The sequence below is a fragment of the Flavobacterium sp. CAN_S2 genome (genome assembly GCF_015752255.1).
Taxonomy (GTDB): domain Bacteria; phylum Bacteroidota; class Bacteroidia; order Flavobacteriales; family Flavobacteriaceae; genus Flavobacterium.
Genome location: NZ_JADOVA010000001.1, coordinates 1 through 19567 on the forward strand (window position 1 = coordinate 1; position 19567 = coordinate 19567).

Here is a 19567-nt window from a genome sequence, read left to right on the forward strand (position 1 = left end):
GTGCAAAAGTACAACTTTCTTTTTAAATGGCAAGAAAAATTTGAAGTTTTTTTTAAGATAAATTTTATCTCGTTTACTTCTCTTTTCTTATCAATCTCTCAAGGAACTTTGCGCGTTTTGCGGGGTGCAAAGGTAACATCCGTTTTCTAATCTCACAAGCTTTTTGAAATCTTTTTTAGAAAATATTTTTTCTGTTTTGATTAACTTTGCTTGCCAGTATTTGAAAGAACGTCTGCGTTGTTGCGGGTGCAAAAGTAGCTCCTTTATTCGCTTTTACAAGCTTTTTCAAACCTTTTTTTTGATGTTTTCTTAACCCAATATTTAACTCGCTGAAAACGTGAATTTTGAAAGTAAATTATTTACCTCTCCCCGGCCCTCTCCAAAGGAGAGGGTGACGAAATGGACAAAAACTATGGATGTCTTTATATATAAGTGAACTTGTTCTTTCGAAATTCACACCTTATGCCCATTTTTACAGCTTACGCATTCGATTTGCATACTTGAAAAAGTCATCGGTTACTATCATTAGAACAAAAGCAAAAGATTTAAACCAGTTAAAATGATTTATCCTCTACCATACATATAGAAGGGCAATGCTTTTCTATTCCATGCCATGTATAAGGTATCATAATATACATCAAAACAACAAAAAACTCCTGATTACCTAAGTTTGCGTTAGGGATAGCAGTGGAAAGCCCGCAGCCCCGCCTTTTTTTGGCGGGACGAGGACTTGTAGCGGATAGCCCGACTCATTATATAAAGAAAGGCGGTTATCTTTTTTTTGATAAACGCCTTTCTTTACATAATGAGGAACGCCCAAATGGATTTTATTTCTGCAGATTTTCGATTGTCCTATTAGAAATTACGGATTTATCTTGAAGTAAGATATCCTCATTGCCCGCATATTTATCTTTTGACTTTATTAAAAGCCAACTGTTTTCCTGTTTCGTTTTAAGTTTCACCAATGCGAACTCGCCTTTGAGTTTTTTTCCATTAAGAATAAAGCTAAGATGTCCTTTTTGCAAATTGGATTTTGCTTTGCTTTCAAGTTTATCTGACGGATCTTCATCAGCTAATGCATATGTTCCGTTATCCCACACAATAACATTTCCCGCACCATAATTACCTTCAGGAATTGTACCTTCAAAATCTTTATAAGTATATGGATGATCTTCTACCATGATAGCCAATCTTTTTTCAGCTGGATTCATAGAAGGCCCTTTGGGTACAGCCCAACTTTTTAATACACCATCCATTTCCAATCGGAAATCATAATGCAAATGTGAAGCAGCATGTTTGTGCACCACGAAAATCAATTCGGATGCTGTTTTCTTAATTTCTCCTACCGGTTCAAAAGTAGCTTCGAAATTGCGTTTTTGATTGTATTCCTTTAAAGACATTATAATACGATTAGCATTTACATAACAGAATCCCGATTAAATCAACTCTCAAATCTTATTTCCTGTATTTTCCTCTAAATCATTATGGTCATCACCTCCTATACTGTAATGATTATTTTCCTCGTCTTCATTTCCGGAGTTTTCTTGTTCATCATCCAATTCTGAACCCGGAATGTCTAGATCAGCCCCGGATACGTCTTCATCAAAATCTTTCTGATTCAATTCTGTGGTATTATTAATTTCAACTGGGATCTTATTTTTAGACACATCTTCTGGATCTAGCTCTGATTCCTTTTTTAATTGACTATAAATATCTTCATTTGGAGGATATAAAAGAGAATCTGGGATTGTACTTTTATCTTTCTTACCCGGTTTTCTTTTATCAAAATTTAATTTATCGTTTTTATTATTCATTTTACACTTATTTAACTGATTTACAATACACTAAGTTAATCAATTTTAAATAAAAGCGCCCTGATTTTTTAAATTATTCAATATAAATAACTAACTTTAAACTACTTAACTACTATTCAAACAAATATATCATACCAATTCCTAATTTTTAAAAAACAAAATCATGAGCTTACTAACAGAAAATGTAATTCCCGGAAATCATGGTAAAATATTTGGAACAAATGCTATCGAGGATTTAGATTTATTAGCAATAAAATCCAGTCTTTTAGAATTAGACGGTATAAAAAAAGTCATTTTTAATACTGATATTTTCCCCCGAGAATTTACGGTTCACACTTCCAAAATAGTTTCTATCGGTGATATTGAAAACAAAGTTAAGTCAGCAGGATTTCATGCCATTCCAAAAGATTTATTTGAGCTTTAACTTTTAAATATAAAAAATTCAAAGCTTTGCCTTTTACAATCTTTATAAAAATAAACACAAATTCAATTCATATCAAATTATTAAAACACAACGAAAATGGAAACTAAAAAAACAATTTATCAGTTACACGAAGAACACAAAACGTGGCTAAACAAACTTTTATTCTATAAAGATGAGCTCAAAATTATGACTGATCGAATTATCGAAGTTGCAGAAAAGAATACTTCAAATGAAGTCCGTTCCTTAGCAGATCATTTTCAAAATCAGTTAATCATTCAAAAGGAACAAATTGATATTTTAAATCATGATATTAAAAGCCACGAATCGTATCTTCAAAAAGCCGTGCAAAAAAATCCAAACACTATTGAACATGAAAAATTTTCAGACCATATAAACCATCGAGAAAGTATCGCCGTTTTTGAAAAGCTATTTAGAGAATTAAGAGAAGAGTTGATTGATTTTCTATCGAAATGGATGTAAATTTTAAAGACTTTTAAAAATTTACTATCCTAGATTTGCTTTTTAAATACCTATATCGTAATATTGCAATATAAATATATAACGATGGGAATTACTAAATCAGAGCATTTCACAGATGAGCAAAACGAATTGGCAACTTTGGCAAAAGCCATAGGTCATCCAGCCCGAATTGCCATTATTCAGCACCTCATCAAAGTAAACAGTTGTGTGTGCGGCGATATTGTAAACGAACTACCTCTCGCCCAACCTACTGTTTCGCAACATTTGAAAGAACTAAAAAATGCCGGACTTATAAAAGGCAATTTTGAAGGAAATGCCATTTGCTATTGCCTCAACGAAGAAGGTTTCAATAAAATAAAGGGCTTTTTTCAGCATATCAATAGCTATTTAGAAAACAAGAAAAATCAATGTTGTTAATTTTTAAATTACAAGAATCATGAAATTATCAGAAATTAAAAAAGAGTTAAGCACGTTAGAAAATGTTGCTTTTGTATTACCAAACGGTACTTATGTCCCAGAACATTTCCACGTAACTGAAGTGGGTCTAATCACCAAAAACTTCATTGATTGCGGTGGAAAAGTTCGAAAAGAAACTGTGGTAAACTTTCAATTATGGGATGCCAATGACTTTGAACACCGTCTAAAACCTCAAAAACTTTTGAATATAATTGAATTATCTGAAAAAATATTGGGTATTGAAGATTATGAAGTTGAAGTAGAATTTCAAGCAGAAACTATTGGCAAATACGACATTGGTTTCAACGGAACAGCATTTACGCTACTTAACAAACAAACGGCCTGTTTGGCAGAAGACCAATGTGGAATTCCAGCAGAAAAACAAAAAGTAAAATTATCTGAAATTCCAAGTCAAACCAATAGCTGCACTCCTGGTGGAGGCTGTTGCTAATTTTAAAACTATAAAATGACTTTAACCAAAACCATTCTATTTCCAGAAATTGCAAAAACAATTTCTTGTTTTAATTTCGAAAATATTTCTGCTGAACGCAAAATTGTTTTGCAACCGCTTGTTGATTTTATTCAAGCAAAAGCATCGAATCAGCAAGAAATTCGGTTGAACTTGATTTGCACCCACAATTCGAGAAGAAGCCATTTATCGCAAGTTTGGGCACAAACTGCAGCGGCACATTTCAATATTAAAAATATATTTTGCTATTCTGGCGGTACCGAAGCAACGGCTTTGTTTCCAATGGCAGCAAAAACATTGGAGCAATCTGGCTTTAAAATCAAAACCATTGCAGCGGGAACCAATCCTATTTATGCCATAAAATATGCAGAGAACGAGCATCCAATCATTGGTTTTTCCAAAACGTATGATGATGATTTTAATCCAAAAAGTGAATTTGCAGCAATTATGACATGTTCCCAAGCGGATGGTGGCTGTCCATTTATTGCTGGAGCTGAAAAGCGAATTCCAATCACTTTTGAAGATCCAAAAGCATTTGACAATACGCCGCAACAAGCAGAAAAATATCAGGAACGCAGTTTGCAAATTGCAACTGAAATGTTCTATGTATTCTCCCAAATAAAATCATAATAATGGCTTCTAAAAAAAGATTAAATTTCCTCGATAGTTACTTGACACTTTGGATATTTCTGGCAATGGCGATTGGAGTTTCCATTGGCTATTTTATCCCTTCCAGCAGCGGCTTTATCAATTCGTTTTCAAGCGGAACGACCAATGTTCCTCTGGCAATTGGATTGATATTAATGATGTATCCGCCTTTGACTAAAATTGATTTTTCGAAAACCCCATTAATGTTTGAAAAGCCAAAATTACTGACCGCCTCTTTCTTTCTCACCTGGATTGTTGGTCCATTTTTAATGTTTTCATTGGCAACATTTTTTTTAAAAGACTATCCGGAATACATGATGGGTTTAATCATAATTGGGATTGCTCCTTGCATTGCAATGGTAATTGTCTGGAATGAATTAGCTGAGGGAAACAGAGAATTAACGGCGGGCTTAATCGGGATTAATAGTTTGCTTCAAGTGTTTTTCTTTAGTTTATATGCTTATTTTTATCTGGAAATCATGTTGCCGTTATTCGGAATAAAAGGCTTGGAATTAAATATTACCATTGCTGAAATTGCTGCAACAGTCGGAATTTATTTAGGAATTCCATTTGCATTAGCCGTAATTAGTCGTTATGCCATCAAGAAATTCATTGGAGACAAATGGTTCAATCAAAAGTTTATTCCTTTTGTTTCTCCAATTACTTTGATTGCGTTGCTTTTTACAATCGTCGTCATGTTCAGTTTGAAAGGGGAAATGATTGTTGATTTACCACTAGATGTCATTAGAATTGCCATTCCACTTGTCATTTTCTTCACCATTATGTTTTTCCTGATGTTTTTTGTTTCTAAAAAAATCGGAGCCAATTATAGAGATGCCGTTGCACTTTCATTCACTGCTTCGGGAAATAATTTCGAATTAGCAATTGCAGTTTCCATTGGCGTTTTCGGAATCAATAGCGGACAAGCATTTGCAGGAGTTATTGGGCCATTAGTAGAAGTTCCTGCTTTGATAATTCTGGTAAATGTGGCTTTTTGGTTAAGAAAAAAATATTACACCCCAACAAACTTAAAGTAAAATTCCAATGCAAAAAATTCTGGATGTTATTGTTATTGGTGGCGGACAAAGCGGATTGGCTTGCGGATATTATTTACGACGCCATAAACTCAACTTTCAAATCTTGGATAAAGAAGAAAAGTGCGGCGGCGCTTGGCTTCATGCTTGGGACAGTCTGACGCTTTTTTCTCCTGCCGAACATAGTTCTTTGCCGGGTTGGCTGATGCCAAAATCTGAAAATCTGTTTCCTTTAAAACAAGAAGTAATCGATTATTTATGCCAATATGAAAAACGTTATGAATTGCCAATAGAGCGCTCCATAACTGTAGAAAACATAACTTCTGAAAATAAAGTATTCAAAGTTTACACCAATAAAGGAATCTATTTTTCAAAAACTATTATTGCCGCAGCGGGAACTTGGAACAATCCTTATATTCCAAAGATTAAAGGAATAGAAACTTTCAAAGGAATTCAAATCCATTCTGCTAATTACAAAAATCCGGAAGAGTTTAGGAATTTAAAAGTTCTAGTTGTAGGCGAAGGAAATTCAGGTGCGCAAATTGTATCAGAAGTTTCTAAAGTTACCACCGTGAAATGGTCTACCAGAAAACCACCACACTATTTACCGGATGAAGTGGACGGGTTTTATCTTTTCAACGTAGCAACCGCCAAATACAATGCTGAAAAAGAAGGGAAACCATTTAATGCCGCCAATTATGATTTGGGAAATATTGTAATGGTGCCACCAGTGAAAGAAGCTCGATCCAGAGGAGTTTTGACTTCAAGTGGCGGTTTTGAAAGCATGTACGAAAAAGGTGTGATTTGGTCTGACGGAACCAAAGAAGATTTTGATGCGATAATCTGGTGTACGGGTTTTGGTTACGCTACGTCTTTTTTGAAAAATATTGTTTCAGCAGATGAACGCGGCATCGTAAAAACCGAAGAAAGCAAAGCAACTGAAATTTCCGGATTGTGGCTGGCGGGTTACGGCAGTTGGACGGGTTACGCATCAGCAACTTTAATTGGAATAAACAGAAATGCCAAACAAACCTGTAACGAAATCATAGAATATCTACAGCAAATCTAAATCCGTTTATCATAAAAATTAGTTCATTCCAATAGTTTAAACGAATTTATTGTCTTTTATAAATTTCAACAACATCCGTTTTGAATTTGTTCTTTAGCCATGCAGTCAATTTTTGTTTTTCGGCAGTATTGATATCTTTTTTACTTTCATAAAGCACAACCGTAATCACTTTTTTGGTGGTTTTATTTTCATTGAACACATGATTCGCAATAGCAATATTCTCAATCTCAGGAAACAGTATTCGTGTTTCATTCAGAATAGCATTGTTATCGAATTTTAAAGAAGTAATTTGACTTTGTAGCTTGGCGATAATCAAATCTTTCTCACTCATCGTTTTATTGTTGAACGTGATTTCATTCAAAATATCCTGCTTTAAATCTGTTGTATCTTGAATAATATTTAAAACCGTATTATTCAATTCATATGTTTTCAATTTTCCGTTAAGTTCTTTTATTTCGTCCTTATCCAACCTTTTTCGTAAAAAAGCAATATCTATTTTTTTTGGGTTTGACGTAAACTGCGTTTTTTTGTACAGAACAGTAAATCCCTTATCAATAAACTCTACTTTTAAAAATTGTTCTACTTTTTGCTTGTATTTTTTTTCTTGAAAAAGCTGATAAGCAAAGAAAACACTTGGGACAATCAAAGCTAAAGTCAAAAAAGAAATTATATACTTCACTCGCTTTTCTGTCTTTGCATTGGTTTGTTTAACAATTGGATATTTTAAATATTTGACAATTATGAACGTTGCAATACAGATAAAAACACAATTAATAGTATACAAATACATAGCACCAAAAAAGAATTTAAAATTCCCCAAGGCTAATCCATAACCCGCCGTACACAAAGGTGGCATTAAAGCCGTTGCGATTGCAACTCCGGGAATAGGATTTCCTTTATCTACCCTTGTAATGGCTATTACACCAACTAATCCTCCAAAAAAAGCAATGAAAATATCGTAAATATTAGGTGATGTTCTAGCCAAAAGTTCCGACTGTGTATCTTTGAAAGGGCTTAAATAAAAGTAAACAGTGGAAACCACCAAACTCACTACCGTGGCGATAAGTAAATTTTTAAGCGATCTTTTTAGCAGATTAAAATCATAAATTCCCAAACCAAAACCCGCTCCAACAATTGGTCCCATCAAAGGTGAAATTAGCATAGCTCCAATAATTACCGCAGTAGAATTTACATTCAAACCAACAGAAGCCACTACAATAGCACAAGCTAAAATCCACAAGTTGGATCCCCTAAAAGAGATGTTTGATGTTACATTGTCTAAGACTTTCTTTTTGTCTTCTTCTCCGCTATGTAGGTCAATAAAATTTACTACTTTATTCATGCTTGTTTGTTTTTATTACTTTTCAAGATTAATTGTTTAATCCTAATTTAATGGCCGTAATGATTAGTCAAGTCAGCAAGATAAACAATTTTGAAGTAATTAAAGGTTTCAAAATTCATCTATTAAAATATTTAAGCTTAAAAATTTTCATCTAAATCCTGATCCTAATAGTCCGTCAAAAACATAGTAAAAGCTTTTTTTAATTCTTCGCATTGATTTTAAGTATGATTTTCTGAAAGGCAGATGACATATCAGATACCATATCAAATTTAGAAAACAGCTATTTTTATGGATTTAATTTTTTTATCGATTAAATTTTAAATTATCAGTAATAAAATAACATTCAAACATTTTTATTAAACATAATACATCATAATTAACATTTTATTTAGATATTTGACACAACTAATCTTAAATAATCCAAAAATGAAAATTAAATTCAAACATTTTTTGAGTTTACTAATTGTACTCTCCGTACAATTGACATTTGCTCAAGAAAGTACAGTGTCAGGTAAAGTTACCGACATGGGCGGCCTTCCCGTTCCAGGTGCTAATATTGTAGTAAAAGGAACTACTACCAGCGCACAAACAGGTTTTGATGGTGATTTTACCATTAACGCGAAAAAAGGTCAAATTTTAATTGTCAGTTTTATAGGAATGAAAACGGTAGAAATTCCTGCATCTTCTGCAATGCTGATAAAGTTAAGTGATGCCTCCAATCAATTAGAAACTGTAGTTGTTGTGGGTTATGGAACCCAAAGCAAAAAGAAACTAACGGATAATATTGCTCGTGTAACAGCAAAAGACATCCAACAAATTCCTGTATCAAATGTGCAAAATGCTTTAGTTGGTAAATTAGCGGGTGTTCAAATCACGCAGACCAATGGTAAAGTTGATGGAGGAATAAATATTCGTGTACGCGGTGCTGCCAGTATTAGTGCGGGAACACAACCGCTTTATGTATTGGATGGAATTCCTTTAGTAACTACAAATGAATCCAGTAACGGTGCACCAACCAACCCGCTGCTAACCTTAAGCCCAAACGAAATTGAATCTATTGATGTACTAAAAGATGCATCATCAGCGGCAATTTATGGAGCCAGAGGTGCTAATGGTGTGGTATTGATTACAACTAAACGAGGAAAAGAAGGCAAAGGAACTTTCTCTATCAACCTCTCTCAAGGAGTTAGCCAGGCTACTAATAAAAGAAAATGGTTGAATGCAGACCAATACATAGAATTATTTACAGAAGCTTCCATTAATGGACTTGGTGATGCGGTGGAAGCCGAAGATACTTTCGATTTCTTGGCTCAAGGTACAGATTGGAGAAACAGAGAAGTAGACACCGATTGGCAGGATACTGCATTTCAAGACGGATTCAATACTGATGCTGATTTTTCAGTATCTGGAGGAGATGCTAATACTCGCTATTTCTTTTCTGGAGCTTACAACAATACGACAGGAATCATCAATAGTAATGCATTAGAGAGAGTAACTGCACGTACAAATGTTTCGCATAAGGTTTCAGACCGATTCACTGCAGGTATGAATTTAAGTTTCTCCAGATCAGAAATTAGTCGTGTTCAGGATGACAACTCTTTCACAACTCCTTTACAAGCTGTAGCGCAATCTCCACTGTCTCCTGATCGTTTTGAAGATGGAACGGCTAATCCAAATACGTTGTATGCTAATTATTTATTAGCCATTGACAATTCATTTTGGAAAACATTAATGAGAAGGGTTACCGGAAAAGTGTACGGAGAATTTAAAATTATTCCTTCCTTAAAGGCTAATTCTGATTTTTCTTATGATCTTTTATCACAAACAGAAGATGCTTGGTACGGTAAAGATTCTCCTTTTATGGCTACCGATGGTGAAGCTTACGCCACTTCTGTAAATAATGAGACCTATATTTTCAGTAATTATTTGACCTTTGACAAAACCTTTGGAGAGAAACATGACATAAATGCTGTTGCAGGTATGGAATTCAATAAATTCAATCGCAGGTTTCAAAGTGTGACCAGTATTTATTTTCCCAATGACTCATTCCAAACCGTAGATGGTGGAGCTGAAGTATCTGCAGGATCTGGAAATGAAACGGATTATACCTTTGTTTCTCAATTTGGCCGAATCACCTATTCATTCGATGATAAATATATTTTCAAAGCAAGTATTCGTCGTGATGGCTCTTCTCGTTTTGGTAAAAATGAACGATTTGGAACTTTCCCAGCCTTCTCAGCTGGTTGGATTATTTCAGAAGAAAGCTTCTTAAAAGACAATGCTACTTTGACTTTTTTAAAATTAAAAGGAAGTTGGGGTAAATTAGGAAATGCCGAATTAGGAAATTTTGCTTCTCGCCAATTGTACGGTTCAAATCCTTATAACTTAAAATCAGGACTTTCGTTCACGCAAGCCGGAAATGATAATCTTACTTGGGAAAAATCTACGCAAATCGATTTTGGTGTTGAATTTGGTTTATTAAACCGAATCAGCGTTGAAGCAGATTATTACAAAAAAAATACTGATGGATTATTGTTTAGCGTACCACTAGCTTTAAGTTCTGGTGCAACTTCCATTAATCAAAATATTGGTGAAGTTCAAAGTAGTGGTGTCGAATTTACTTTAAACACAAAAAATATTGATTCTGATAAACTAAAATGGAATACCAGCTTAAATATTACCACAAATCAATCTGAAGTAATATCGATGCCAAACAATAACAAAGACATCATTGGTACATTTACTATTAACAGAGTTGGAGAAAATATATCTTCATTTTTCTTGGCAGAATATGCCGGAGTTGATCCTGCTAACGGTGACGCTTTATATGTAAAAAACACTCTTCTTGCTGATGGATCTTTAGACAAATCAACTACAAATGATTATGCCGAGGCGTCAAGAGTTGTTTCAGGAAATCCATTCCCAACCTTGATGGCTGGTATGACTAACACTATTAATTATAAAGGGATTGATTTTTCTTTTACTTTCCAAGGAGAATGGGGTGCCAGTATTTACAACTCAGCTGGTAAATACCAATCTGTAGCTGCTGATTATTTTGACAACCAAACTGTTGATCAATTGGATCGTTGGCAAAATCCTGGAGATATCACTAATGTTCCTCAAGCCAGATTATACGGCAGTAACGGAACTGGGGAATCTACACGATTTTTAGATAAATCTGATTTTGTACGTTTAAGAAATCTAACCATAGGATATTCACTTTCTGGGAATGCTATTAAAGAACTTGGAATGAGCAGCGTTCGTCTTTACGCAACGGGTGTCAACTTGCTTACATTCACCAACTATTCTGGATATGACCCAGAAGCAAGAAGAGATGATACAGGTATTGGAGAAGAATTTTATTCTGCACCACCTGCAAGAACAATTGCTTTAGGAGTAAATATTAATTTTTAAAAATTAAAAAAATGAAATCAAATAAATTAATCTTATTTATTCTTTTCGCTACTTTTTTTGCAAGTTGTGATAATGAATTAGAAATTGATCCGAAACAAAATGAGGATGCAACAGTAACATTAAGTACTGAATCTGGCATCATTAACATATTAACAGGCGCGTATGCTATTGCAGCTGACGGCGATGTGTACGGAGGTCGAATACTGACTTCTGCAGATTTATTAGCACAAACCGGCGTAACTGCAACTACTGATTTTAGATGGAGAGGAACCTTTGGCGAATGCCGACAACTGTATTCTAAGAGTATTCTTGTCAACAATGCGTTTGTTCAACAAATCTATGCCAGAAATTATCAAATAATCAATGCAGCCAACACTGTTATTGAAAATATAGATAAAGTTCAAGATACTGAGAGACAAACAACAATGATTGCCGAAGCGAATTTCCTAAGGTCAATGGCGTACTTTGATTTGGTTCGTTTCTTTGCAAAACCATACGAAGCAGGTCAGGCAAATCCACAATTAGGTGTGGTTATACGACCAAATGCCATCTATGATTTTACTATTGATTTAGCAAAAGAAAGAAGTAGTGTTGACGAAGTGTATGCGGTAATAATTGCAGGTTTGAACCTAGCCTATAATGACCTTCCGGAAGACAATAGTTTTTATGCTAATAAATATGCTGCCAAAGCTTTATTAGCAAGAGTTTATCTTCAACAAGGCAATTATCCCGCGGCAAGAGATGCGGCTCATGATGTAATTGAAAATAGCGGACGCAGTTTATCTGCGAGATATGCTAATGCTTTCAATCATGATGAAAACCAAAGCGAGGATATTTTTGCAATCCAGATCACAAAACAAACTGGAGAAAATGAAATGACCAATTTATATGCTTCTGAAAATAACGGTGGTCGTGGTGGCGATATCGAAATCAGATCTACTTATTTAGCTAAATTTACAGATCCTGCTGATGAAAGACGCAACTTTAATTACATCAACCCGGACAATGGCAGAAGATTAACTTCTAAATATACCAATCAATTTGGAGATGTTCCGTTAATTCGTTTGGCTGAAATGTATCTAATCAGAGCAGAAGCTAATTTTAGAGCTGGAACTTTTGTAGGAAACACACCGTTAGCTGATATTAATTTGTTGAGAACACGTGCTAATGCTACAAACTTCCTTACGGTAAACTTAGCAACAATTTTAAGAGAACGCGAATTAGAATTAGCGATGGAAGGTTTTGCTATCCATGATTTAAAAAGAACAAAAGCTTCAATTGATGTTTTTGCTGATGGAACAGAATTAATTCCATATAATGACAACAGTTTGGTATTCCCTATTCCTTTAAGAGAAATGGATACCAACAGTAAAATCAGTCAAAATCCTGGATACGGAGGATAATTAAACTTCATTTATCAGATAAAACCATTACCTAAAAAAGCCCGAAATCAATTTTAGATTTCGGGCTTTTTTATACATTTTAAAAAATTATTCAGTAGGAATAATAAGCTCCGCGGTAATCGCTTCTAAAACTTCAAAAGCCGTTTCTGCCATTTTATTTCCTTTGGTATCCAATAAAGGATTAATCTCAACAAACTCGATACAAACTACCTTTTTGGTTTGGATAATTTGATTGATAATTGCAATAATTTCATACTGATCGAAACCTTTTGGAACCGGAGTTCCCGTTCCATAGGAAATCATATCGCAATCCATAGAATCCACATCAAAAGAAATATACAAAACTTCACAATGCGATAATTTTGACAATGCTTCAGTAACACATTTATGTAAACCTCGGTAACGCACTTCGTCTACTTTATAATTTTTGATATGCAATTTTTCAATTTGCTTATCTTCCTCTTCTTCGGTATCACGAACACCAAAATAAATCAGATTTTCGGCTAAAACTTTCGGTCCTTGATAACCTATATTTTTCATGTCCTCCCAATGCTGTTGGGTTTCAGCTGGGACTTCGTTATTCTGACAACTCAAATTATCATCACCAAGCGCAGCAGATAAAGGCATTCCGTGAATATTTCCAGATGGCGAAGTGTAAGGAGAATGCAAATCAGCATGGGCATCAATCCAAAACACACCAATATTTTGCTCCGGATACGCCGCTTTGATTCCACTTAAAGTTCCTAATGCCGAAGAATGATCTCCCGATAATACTATTGGAAAATAATTCCCTTCTATATTTTTTTTGACCGCATTACAAACTCGGGTGCATTGCTCAACAACGTGCTCAATCCTTTTGGCCGAGGAACTGCGATTTTTATCATAAATCGATTCGTTATGCGTTTTTACATCTTCAAACTCAAATTGATTAAAATAATCACTGTTTTGATTTATTGCAGCAATTTCGACAGCATCAATTCCTAAATCGGAGCCACGTGTACCTGCTCCAATATCGGATCGGTTTTTTATTAATTTTATCGTTTTTCCCATTATCTGAAATCGTTTAAAGCTCTTTCAATAATAGCCAAACATTCGTGTATTTGAGATTCCGTAATTACTAATGGCGGTGCAAATCGAATTTTGTTTCCGTGTGTTGGTTTTGCCAATAATCCATAATCTCTGAATTTCATACAAATATCCCAAGCTAAATCAGATTCTTCATCACTGTTGACAACTATGGCATTCAATAATCCTTTTCCTCTCACCAATGTAATTAATGGATTTCTGGAAGCAATCTCATTCAGTCCCGTTCTTAAAACCTCTCCTAAGTAAGCTGCATTTTGCGCCAAATTTTCATCTTTTACTACTTCAAGTGCAGCAATAGCAACGGCAGCGGCAATTGGATTTCCTCCAAAAGTAGAACCATGTTGTCCCGGTTTGATAACATTCATAATGTGATCATTCGCTAAAACTGCCGAAACAGGATACACACCACCAGAAATTGCTTTTCCAAGAATTAAGATATCTGGTTTCACTTCAGGAGTATTTTCACAACCTTTTTTACAATCGCAATTTCCGCAAGTGGCCAATAATCTTCCCGTGCGCGCAATTCCTGTTTGCACTTCATCCGCAATAAATAAAACATTATGTGCTTCACAAAGCGCTTTGGCTCTAGCCAAATAACCTTCAGATGGAACATAAACTCCTGCTTCACCTTGAATAGGCTCTACTAAAAATCCTGCTATATTTTTTGTTGATTTTAAAACATTTTCTAAAGCTTCAATATCGTCGTATGCTATTTTTATAAATCCTTCTGTAAAAGGTCCAAAGCTTTTGCGTGCATTTTCATCATTCGAAAATGAAATGATTGTTGTTGTTCTTCCGTGGAAATTGTTTTCACAAACGATAATTTGTGCTTGATTTTCAGGAATTCCTTTAACTTCATAAGCCCATTTTCTACATAACTTCAAAGCCGTTTCTACTGCTTCTGCACCAGTATTCATGGGTAATACTTTATCAAAATCAAAATACTTGGTCACATATTCCTCAAAAGGTCCTAATTGATCATTGTGAAAAGCACGCGAAGTTAACGTCAATGTTTGCGCTTGTTTAATCATAGCGCCCACAATTTTTGGATGACAATGTCCTTGATTTACGGCAGAATATGCCGATAAAAAATCGTAATATTTTGTTCCGTCGACATCCCAGATATAAACGCCTTCGCCTCTTTCCAAAACTACAGGTAATGGATGGTAATTGTGAGCTCCGTATTGATTCTCTTTTGCTATCAACGCTTCAGATTTTGAAGAAAGGTTTTGTTCTGTATGTGTCATGATGTTTCGGATTTACTATTTGAAAGCACAAAATTACTACATTTTTTTAATTTACCAATAAAAATAAATATTTTGACTTTTAAAAAGCATTTATTTAAAAATATTTACCTAATTTAGATTAAAAATAAGTCATTTTATAAATTCCCGATTCAATCTACAAATGAATTTTGAAATAAATAAAAATAAGTACTTTTATACAAACAGAAAAAGCATCATTATTCAATTAAACCAACATGGAAATACTGGACGAATTCGATATTAATATTATTAAAGAGTTAGAAAAAGATGGAAGAATGGCGTATTCAGCCATTGCAGCTAATTTAAAAATATCAAATACGATGGTGCATCAGCGCATCAACAGATTAATGGATCAAGGAATACTTACCGGAATAAAACCTATAATCAATGAAAAAAAAGTAGGATATGATTGGGGATCTTTTACGGGAATCACGTTGAATAAAGATCAGGATTCGGATCGAATTATTGAAGAGCTTAAAAAAATACCTGAAATAACTGAGTGTTATTTCATTACCGGCTCGTTTACCCTTTACATAAAAATTATTGCCAAAGACCACGAACACATGCGCAAAGTCCTTTATGAAAAAATTGATACTATTCCCGGTATTGCCAAAACAGATTCTATAATTGAATTGGGTTGTGCTTTCAAAAGAAATGTTTCTCTGTAATCTTCATTTAAATAATGAATTAACTTCCAAAAAAAATAACCGATGATAAAGACGAACCATTCCCCAATCTATTTCAAATTTTTTATTGCCATGCTTGCATTCCTATTTTGTGGCAGTTTACAAGCTCAAAATACGAAAGGAAAGTTATTCATCATTGGTGGTGGACATCGATCTGATGCATTGATGACGCAATTAGTAACACTGGCGGATTTGGGGAAAAAAGATTATGTGGTTGTGTTACCAATGTCAACCGAAGAACCGGATAGTGCTTATATTTATTTCAAAAAGCAATTCGAAAAACTGACTCCAAATCCAATTGTAATGTTAAATTTTGACAATACAACAGCTTTTAATAAAGTGCTGAACGATTCCTTGCAAAATGCCAAACTAATTTTCATTAGCGGAGGCGATCAATCCCGGTTTATGAATGTCGTTAAAAACACTCCTACATTTACAGCAATTCACCACGCTTACAAAAACGGAAGCACAATTGCTGGCACCAGCGCCGGAGCGGCAGTAATGTGTGAGCACATGATTACGGGAAATCAGAAATTAGAAACCAAATACACCGAAACTTTCAACAATATCAGATACGATAATCTGGAAACAACTATCGGTTTGGGACTTGTAAGAAACGTGATTATCGACCAACATTTTCTAAAAAGAAGCCGCTACAACCGTTTACTCTCTGCTTTGATTGAATTTCCAACTCACATAGGAATTGGAATCGACGAGAGTACTGCGCTGATTGTTCGCAATAAAGAAATAGAAATTGTTGGCGAAAGCGAAGTTATTGTGGTCAAAAAACCGAAAGGAATCGCTAAAGCCAAAAAAGAGAATTTAGTAAGTATCAAAAGCTTAGAAATGGCTGTGTATCACGAAGGTCAAAAATTTAAAATTCAATAAAAATGAAATATTTTAAGAATCATTTTCCGCTAATAATGCTAGTTTTTTGTTTTAGTTTCTCGATGTTTTCACAAAAAATATCAAACCAAGAAATAGAACGATTAAAAAAACTCTCGCAACAAGTCACCATCATCAGAGACAATTGGGGAATCCCACACGTATATGGAAAAACCGATGCTGATGCCGTTTTTGGAATGTTATATGCCCAATGTGAAGACGATTTCAAACGCGTAGAAATGAATTACATTGAAAAACTCGGGCGACTCTCGGAAATCAAAGGACAGTCGGTTTTATATAATGATTTGGAAATTAAACTTTTGATGGACACCGAAGAAGCTAAAGCCGATTATAAAAAAGCGGCACCTTGGTTAAAAAAATTATTGAATAGTTATGCTGACGGAATCAACTTTTACCTGCACAATCACCCCGAAGTAAAACCCGCTTTATTGACTCATTTTGAACCGTGGTTTCCGTTACTTTGGACCGATGGAAGCATTGGAGCCATAAGCACCGCTGATCTTTCAACAGGAGAATTGAAAGCTTTTTATTCTGGAAATACCGATGAAGTGTCTTACATAGAACGCGAAAAAGATGTGCAAACCGGATCAAACGGATTTGCAATTGCTCCATCAAAAACGGCATCGGGAAACTCTATTTTATACATTAATCCACATACTTCATTTTATTATAGGCCAGAAATACAAATGAGCAGCGAAGAAGGATTGAACGCTTACGGAGCAGTGACTTGGGGACAATTTTTCATTTACCAAGGATTTAATGAGAATTGCGGCTGGATGCATACCTCTTCAAATGTGGATGTAGCGGATATGTATGCCGAGAAAATCGTGAGCAAAAACAACAAATTATTTTACGAATACGATAATAAGTTGGTTCCGGTTATCGAGAAAAAAATAACCCTCAAGTATCTGGAAAACGGGAAATTGATTCCTAAAACATTCAACACCTATCATACCAATCACGGTCCGATTATGGCCAAAAGAGATGGAAAATGGATTAGCTTAAAATCTAATAATCGTTCGATGAAAAGTTTGGAGCAAAGTTGGATACGAACAAAATCGAAAAATTTTGAAGAGTATAAAAAAGCGATGGATTTGAAAGCCAATACCTCTAACAATACCGTTTATGCTGATAAAGAAGGAAATATTGCCTACTGGCACGGGAATTTCGTTCCTATTCGGGATAAGAAACTGAACTGGTCAAAAGTGATTGACGGCACAACACCAGCAACACAATGGAAAGGATTGCACGAAGTTTCAGAAACGGTACATTCCTATAATCCTATAAACGGTTGGTTACAAAACTGCAATTCTACACCTTACACCGTAGCGGGTGACAATAGTCCAAAAGAAGAAAACTACTTGCAGTACATGGCGCCTGATGGTGAAAGTTTCAGAGGATTAAATGCCGTTCGATTACTGAGCAAAGGTGATAAATATACCTTAGACAAAGTAATTGCAGTCGGTTACGACACGAAACTGACGGCTTTCGAATTTCTGATTCCAGCGTTAATTTCCAGTTTCGAAAAAAATATAAGCGTTGAAGATCCGCTTTACGCAGAACTTTTAGAGCCAATAACGCTACTAAAAAATTGGGATTATTACTCCAAAGAAAATTCTGTGGCTACAACTCTGGCTGTGGAATGGGCTTATAAATTAGATCCAATTATTCAAAAAGTGTATACTGATGAAGGAGAACTCGACCAAGTGGAAAACACCATTAATTTTACAAAAAATGCTTTTCCGGATCAACTAATTCCGCAATTGCAAATGGTGGTCAACGATTTGAAAATTAAATTTGGAACCTGGCAGATTCCTTGGGGAGAAATCAATCGTTTCCAGAGAACTTCCGGTGACATTAATTTGATATATAATGATGCTCTTGAAAGTTTGCCCATAGGTTACGGACCGGCACTTTGGGGAAGTTTACCCGCTTACAAAAGCAATTACCAAAAAGATACTAAAAAACGATATGGAACAAACGGCAACAGTTTTGTGTGCGCAGTTGAATTTGGACCAAAAATAAAAGCCAAATCAATACTTGCAGGCGGAAACAGCGGTGATCCAAAATCAAAACATTTTTACGACCAAGCTGAAATGTATCGAAAAGGGCAGTTCAAAGACGTTTTGTTCTACAAAGATGATGTCCAAAAAAATGCCGAAAAAACCTATCATCCGGGAGAATAATAACTCCTCGGTTCATTATAAGAATTAAAAATACTGTTATCAATTAAAAAAATCACAGTTATAATTTCAGAATAAATTAATTGAGATATTTGTAAAAATAAAAACAATCAATATGAAAAATATTTTCTTTGCCTTATTAGGATTTCTTTTGTTTTCCAATGGCGCTTTTGCACAATTGAAAGCAGTTAAATACACAGACGGAAATCAAAAATTAAACGGACTATCAATTGCGCCAAAAAAAGGAAGCAAAACTAAACCTGGAATCTTGATTCTTCCTGCTTGGAAAGGTATTGATAACCACTCCAAACAATCAGCAGAAAAACTATCAAAAATGGGTTATTATGCATTTGTAGCTGATATTTATGGTGAAGGAAACTACCCAACAAACACTCAAGAAGCCGGAAAGCAAGCTGGTTTTTACAAAACTAATTTTTCTGATTATCAAAGACGCATTCAATTAGCTTGGGACCAATTAGTGAAAGCAGGGGCAAATCCGGACAATATTGTAGTAATTGGGTATTGCTTTGGAGGAACAGGAGCACTTGAAGCAGCAAGAGCAGGAATGAAAATCCAAGGAGCAGTTTCTTTTCACGGTGGTTTAGGTCGTGATGCTTCGAGAGTAAACAATCCAATCACTGCAGAAATTTTAGTTTTGCATGGCGCTGATGACACGTATGTGCCAGCTGCGGAAGTAGCCGCTTTTCAACAAGAAATGAGAGATACAAAAGCAGATTGGGAAATGATCTATTACGCAAATTCCGTACACGCTTTCACTGAAATTGAAGCTGGGAATGATAATTCTAAAGGTGCTGCTTACAACGAGAAAGCTGCAAAACGTTCTTGGGAACGCATGAATTCTTTCTTAAAAGAAGTTTTGAAATAATT

At 34.9% G+C, this 19567-nt stretch carries 18 protein-coding genes; 13 read left to right on the forward strand and 5 right to left on the reverse strand.

The features are described from left to right. Positions 1 to 827: 827 nt before the first annotated feature. A complete protein-coding gene (locus tag IWX80_RS00005; protein ID WP_196851628.1) occupies positions 828 to 1400 on the reverse strand; it encodes a DNA polymerase ligase N-terminal domain-containing protein in 573 nt (190 codons plus the stop codon). Between the two features lie 48 nt (positions 1401 to 1448). After that, entirely contained in the window at positions 1449 to 1814 is a 366-nt protein-coding gene (locus IWX80_RS00010) for a hypothetical protein (protein ID WP_196851629.1), read from the reverse strand. 163 nt (positions 1815 to 1977) lie between these two features. Here IWX80_RS00010 and IWX80_RS00015 point away from each other — a divergent pair, with 163 nt between their 5' ends. The 7 genes from IWX80_RS00015 to IWX80_RS00045 all read left to right on the forward strand — a co-directional run bounded on the left by IWX80_RS00015 (position 1978) and on the right by IWX80_RS00045 (position 6394). Next, positions 1978 to 2238 carry a heavy-metal-associated domain-containing protein gene (locus IWX80_RS00015; protein WP_196851630.1) on the forward strand — a complete coding sequence of 87 codons (261 nt, stop codon included), beginning with the start codon at positions 1978 to 1980 and terminating at the stop codon, positions 2236 to 2238. A gap of 96 nt (positions 2239 to 2334) precedes the next feature. Continuing rightward, positions 2335 to 2718, forward strand: a complete 384-nt coding sequence (locus IWX80_RS00020) for a hypothetical protein (protein WP_196851631.1) — start codon at positions 2335 to 2337, stop codon at positions 2716 to 2718. Between the two features lie 84 nt (positions 2719 to 2802). Beyond that, positions 2803 to 3135 (forward strand): ArsR/SmtB family transcription factor, encoded by a 333-nt coding sequence (locus tag IWX80_RS00025; protein ID WP_196851632.1) that lies wholly within the window; start codon positions 2803 to 2805, stop codon positions 3133 to 3135. 19 nt (positions 3136 to 3154) lie between these two features. After that, on the forward strand, positions 3155 to 3625 hold the full coding sequence (locus IWX80_RS00030; RefSeq protein ID WP_196851633.1) for a DUF6428 family protein: 471 nt from the start codon (positions 3155 to 3157) through the stop codon (positions 3623 to 3625). A gap of 15 nt (positions 3626 to 3640) precedes the next feature. Beyond that, complete coding sequence (locus IWX80_RS00035; RefSeq protein ID WP_196851634.1) at positions 3641 to 4273, forward strand: arsenate-mycothiol transferase ArsC; 633 nt, start codon at positions 3641 to 3643, stop codon at positions 4271 to 4273. A 2-nt stretch (positions 4274 to 4275) separates the two neighbouring features. Then, on the forward strand, positions 4276 to 5328 hold the full coding sequence (gene arsB / locus IWX80_RS00040; protein WP_196851635.1) for an ACR3 family arsenite efflux transporter: 1053 nt from the start codon (positions 4276 to 4278) through the stop codon (positions 5326 to 5328). 7 nt (positions 5329 to 5335) lie between these two features. Further along, on the forward strand, positions 5336 to 6394 hold the full coding sequence (locus tag IWX80_RS00045) for an ArsO family NAD(P)H-dependent flavin-containing monooxygenase (protein ID WP_196851636.1): 1059 nt from the start codon (positions 5336 to 5338) through the stop codon (positions 6392 to 6394). A gap of 46 nt (positions 6395 to 6440) precedes the next feature. Here the strand turns inward: IWX80_RS00045 and IWX80_RS00050 are convergent, their stop codons facing one another. Then, positions 6441 to 7736: a TIGR00341 family protein gene (locus tag IWX80_RS00050; protein WP_196851637.1), complete on the reverse strand. Its 1296-nt coding sequence runs from the start codon at positions 7734 to 7736 to the stop codon at positions 6441 to 6443. 426 nt (positions 7737 to 8162) lie between these two features. On the opposite strand from IWX80_RS00050, the gene IWX80_RS00055 reads away from it, so the two are divergent. Together IWX80_RS00055 and IWX80_RS00060 are read left to right on the forward strand one after the other, a co-directional pair. Next, positions 8163 to 11150, forward strand: a complete 2988-nt coding sequence (locus IWX80_RS00055) for a SusC/RagA family TonB-linked outer membrane protein (protein ID WP_196851638.1) — start codon at positions 8163 to 8165, stop codon at positions 11148 to 11150. 11 nt (positions 11151 to 11161) lie between these two features. Further along, positions 11162 to 12553, forward strand: coding sequence for a RagB/SusD family nutrient uptake outer membrane protein (locus IWX80_RS00060; RefSeq protein ID WP_196851639.1), 1392 nt, complete (start codon positions 11162 to 11164; stop codon positions 12551 to 12553). An 87-nt stretch (positions 12554 to 12640) separates the two neighbouring features. On the opposite strand, the gene IWX80_RS00065 is transcribed toward IWX80_RS00060, so the two are convergent. Continuing rightward, complete coding sequence (locus IWX80_RS00065) at positions 12641 to 13603, reverse strand: arginase (protein ID WP_196851640.1); 963 nt, start codon at positions 13601 to 13603, stop codon at positions 12641 to 12643. Next, positions 13603 to 14886, reverse strand: coding sequence for an ornithine--oxo-acid transaminase (rocD, locus tag IWX80_RS00070; protein WP_196851641.1), 1284 nt, complete (start codon positions 14884 to 14886; stop codon positions 13603 to 13605). Before rocD ends, IWX80_RS00065 begins: the two co-directional genes overlap by 1 nt. A 233-nt stretch (positions 14887 to 15119) precedes the next feature. Between rocD and IWX80_RS00075 the strand changes: the two genes are divergently transcribed. From IWX80_RS00075 to IWX80_RS00090, 4 genes are all read left to right on the forward strand, one after another. Next, positions 15120 to 15572 (forward strand): Lrp/AsnC family transcriptional regulator, encoded by a 453-nt coding sequence (locus IWX80_RS00075; protein ID WP_196851642.1) that lies wholly within the window; start codon positions 15120 to 15122, stop codon positions 15570 to 15572. Positions 15573 to 15614: 42 nt separating this feature from the next. Then, on the forward strand, positions 15615 to 16478 hold the full coding sequence (locus tag IWX80_RS00080) for a cyanophycinase (RefSeq protein WP_196851643.1): 864 nt from the start codon (positions 15615 to 15617) through the stop codon (positions 16476 to 16478). A gap of 2 nt (positions 16479 to 16480) precedes the next feature. Further along, entirely contained in the window at positions 16481 to 18682 is a 2202-nt protein-coding gene (locus tag IWX80_RS00085; protein ID WP_334682169.1) for a penicillin acylase family protein, read from the forward strand. 112 nt (positions 18683 to 18794) lie between these two features. Further along, entirely contained in the window at positions 18795 to 19565 is a 771-nt protein-coding gene (locus IWX80_RS00090; RefSeq protein ID WP_196851644.1) for a dienelactone hydrolase family protein, read from the forward strand. Positions 19566 to 19567 lie beyond the last annotated feature (2 nt).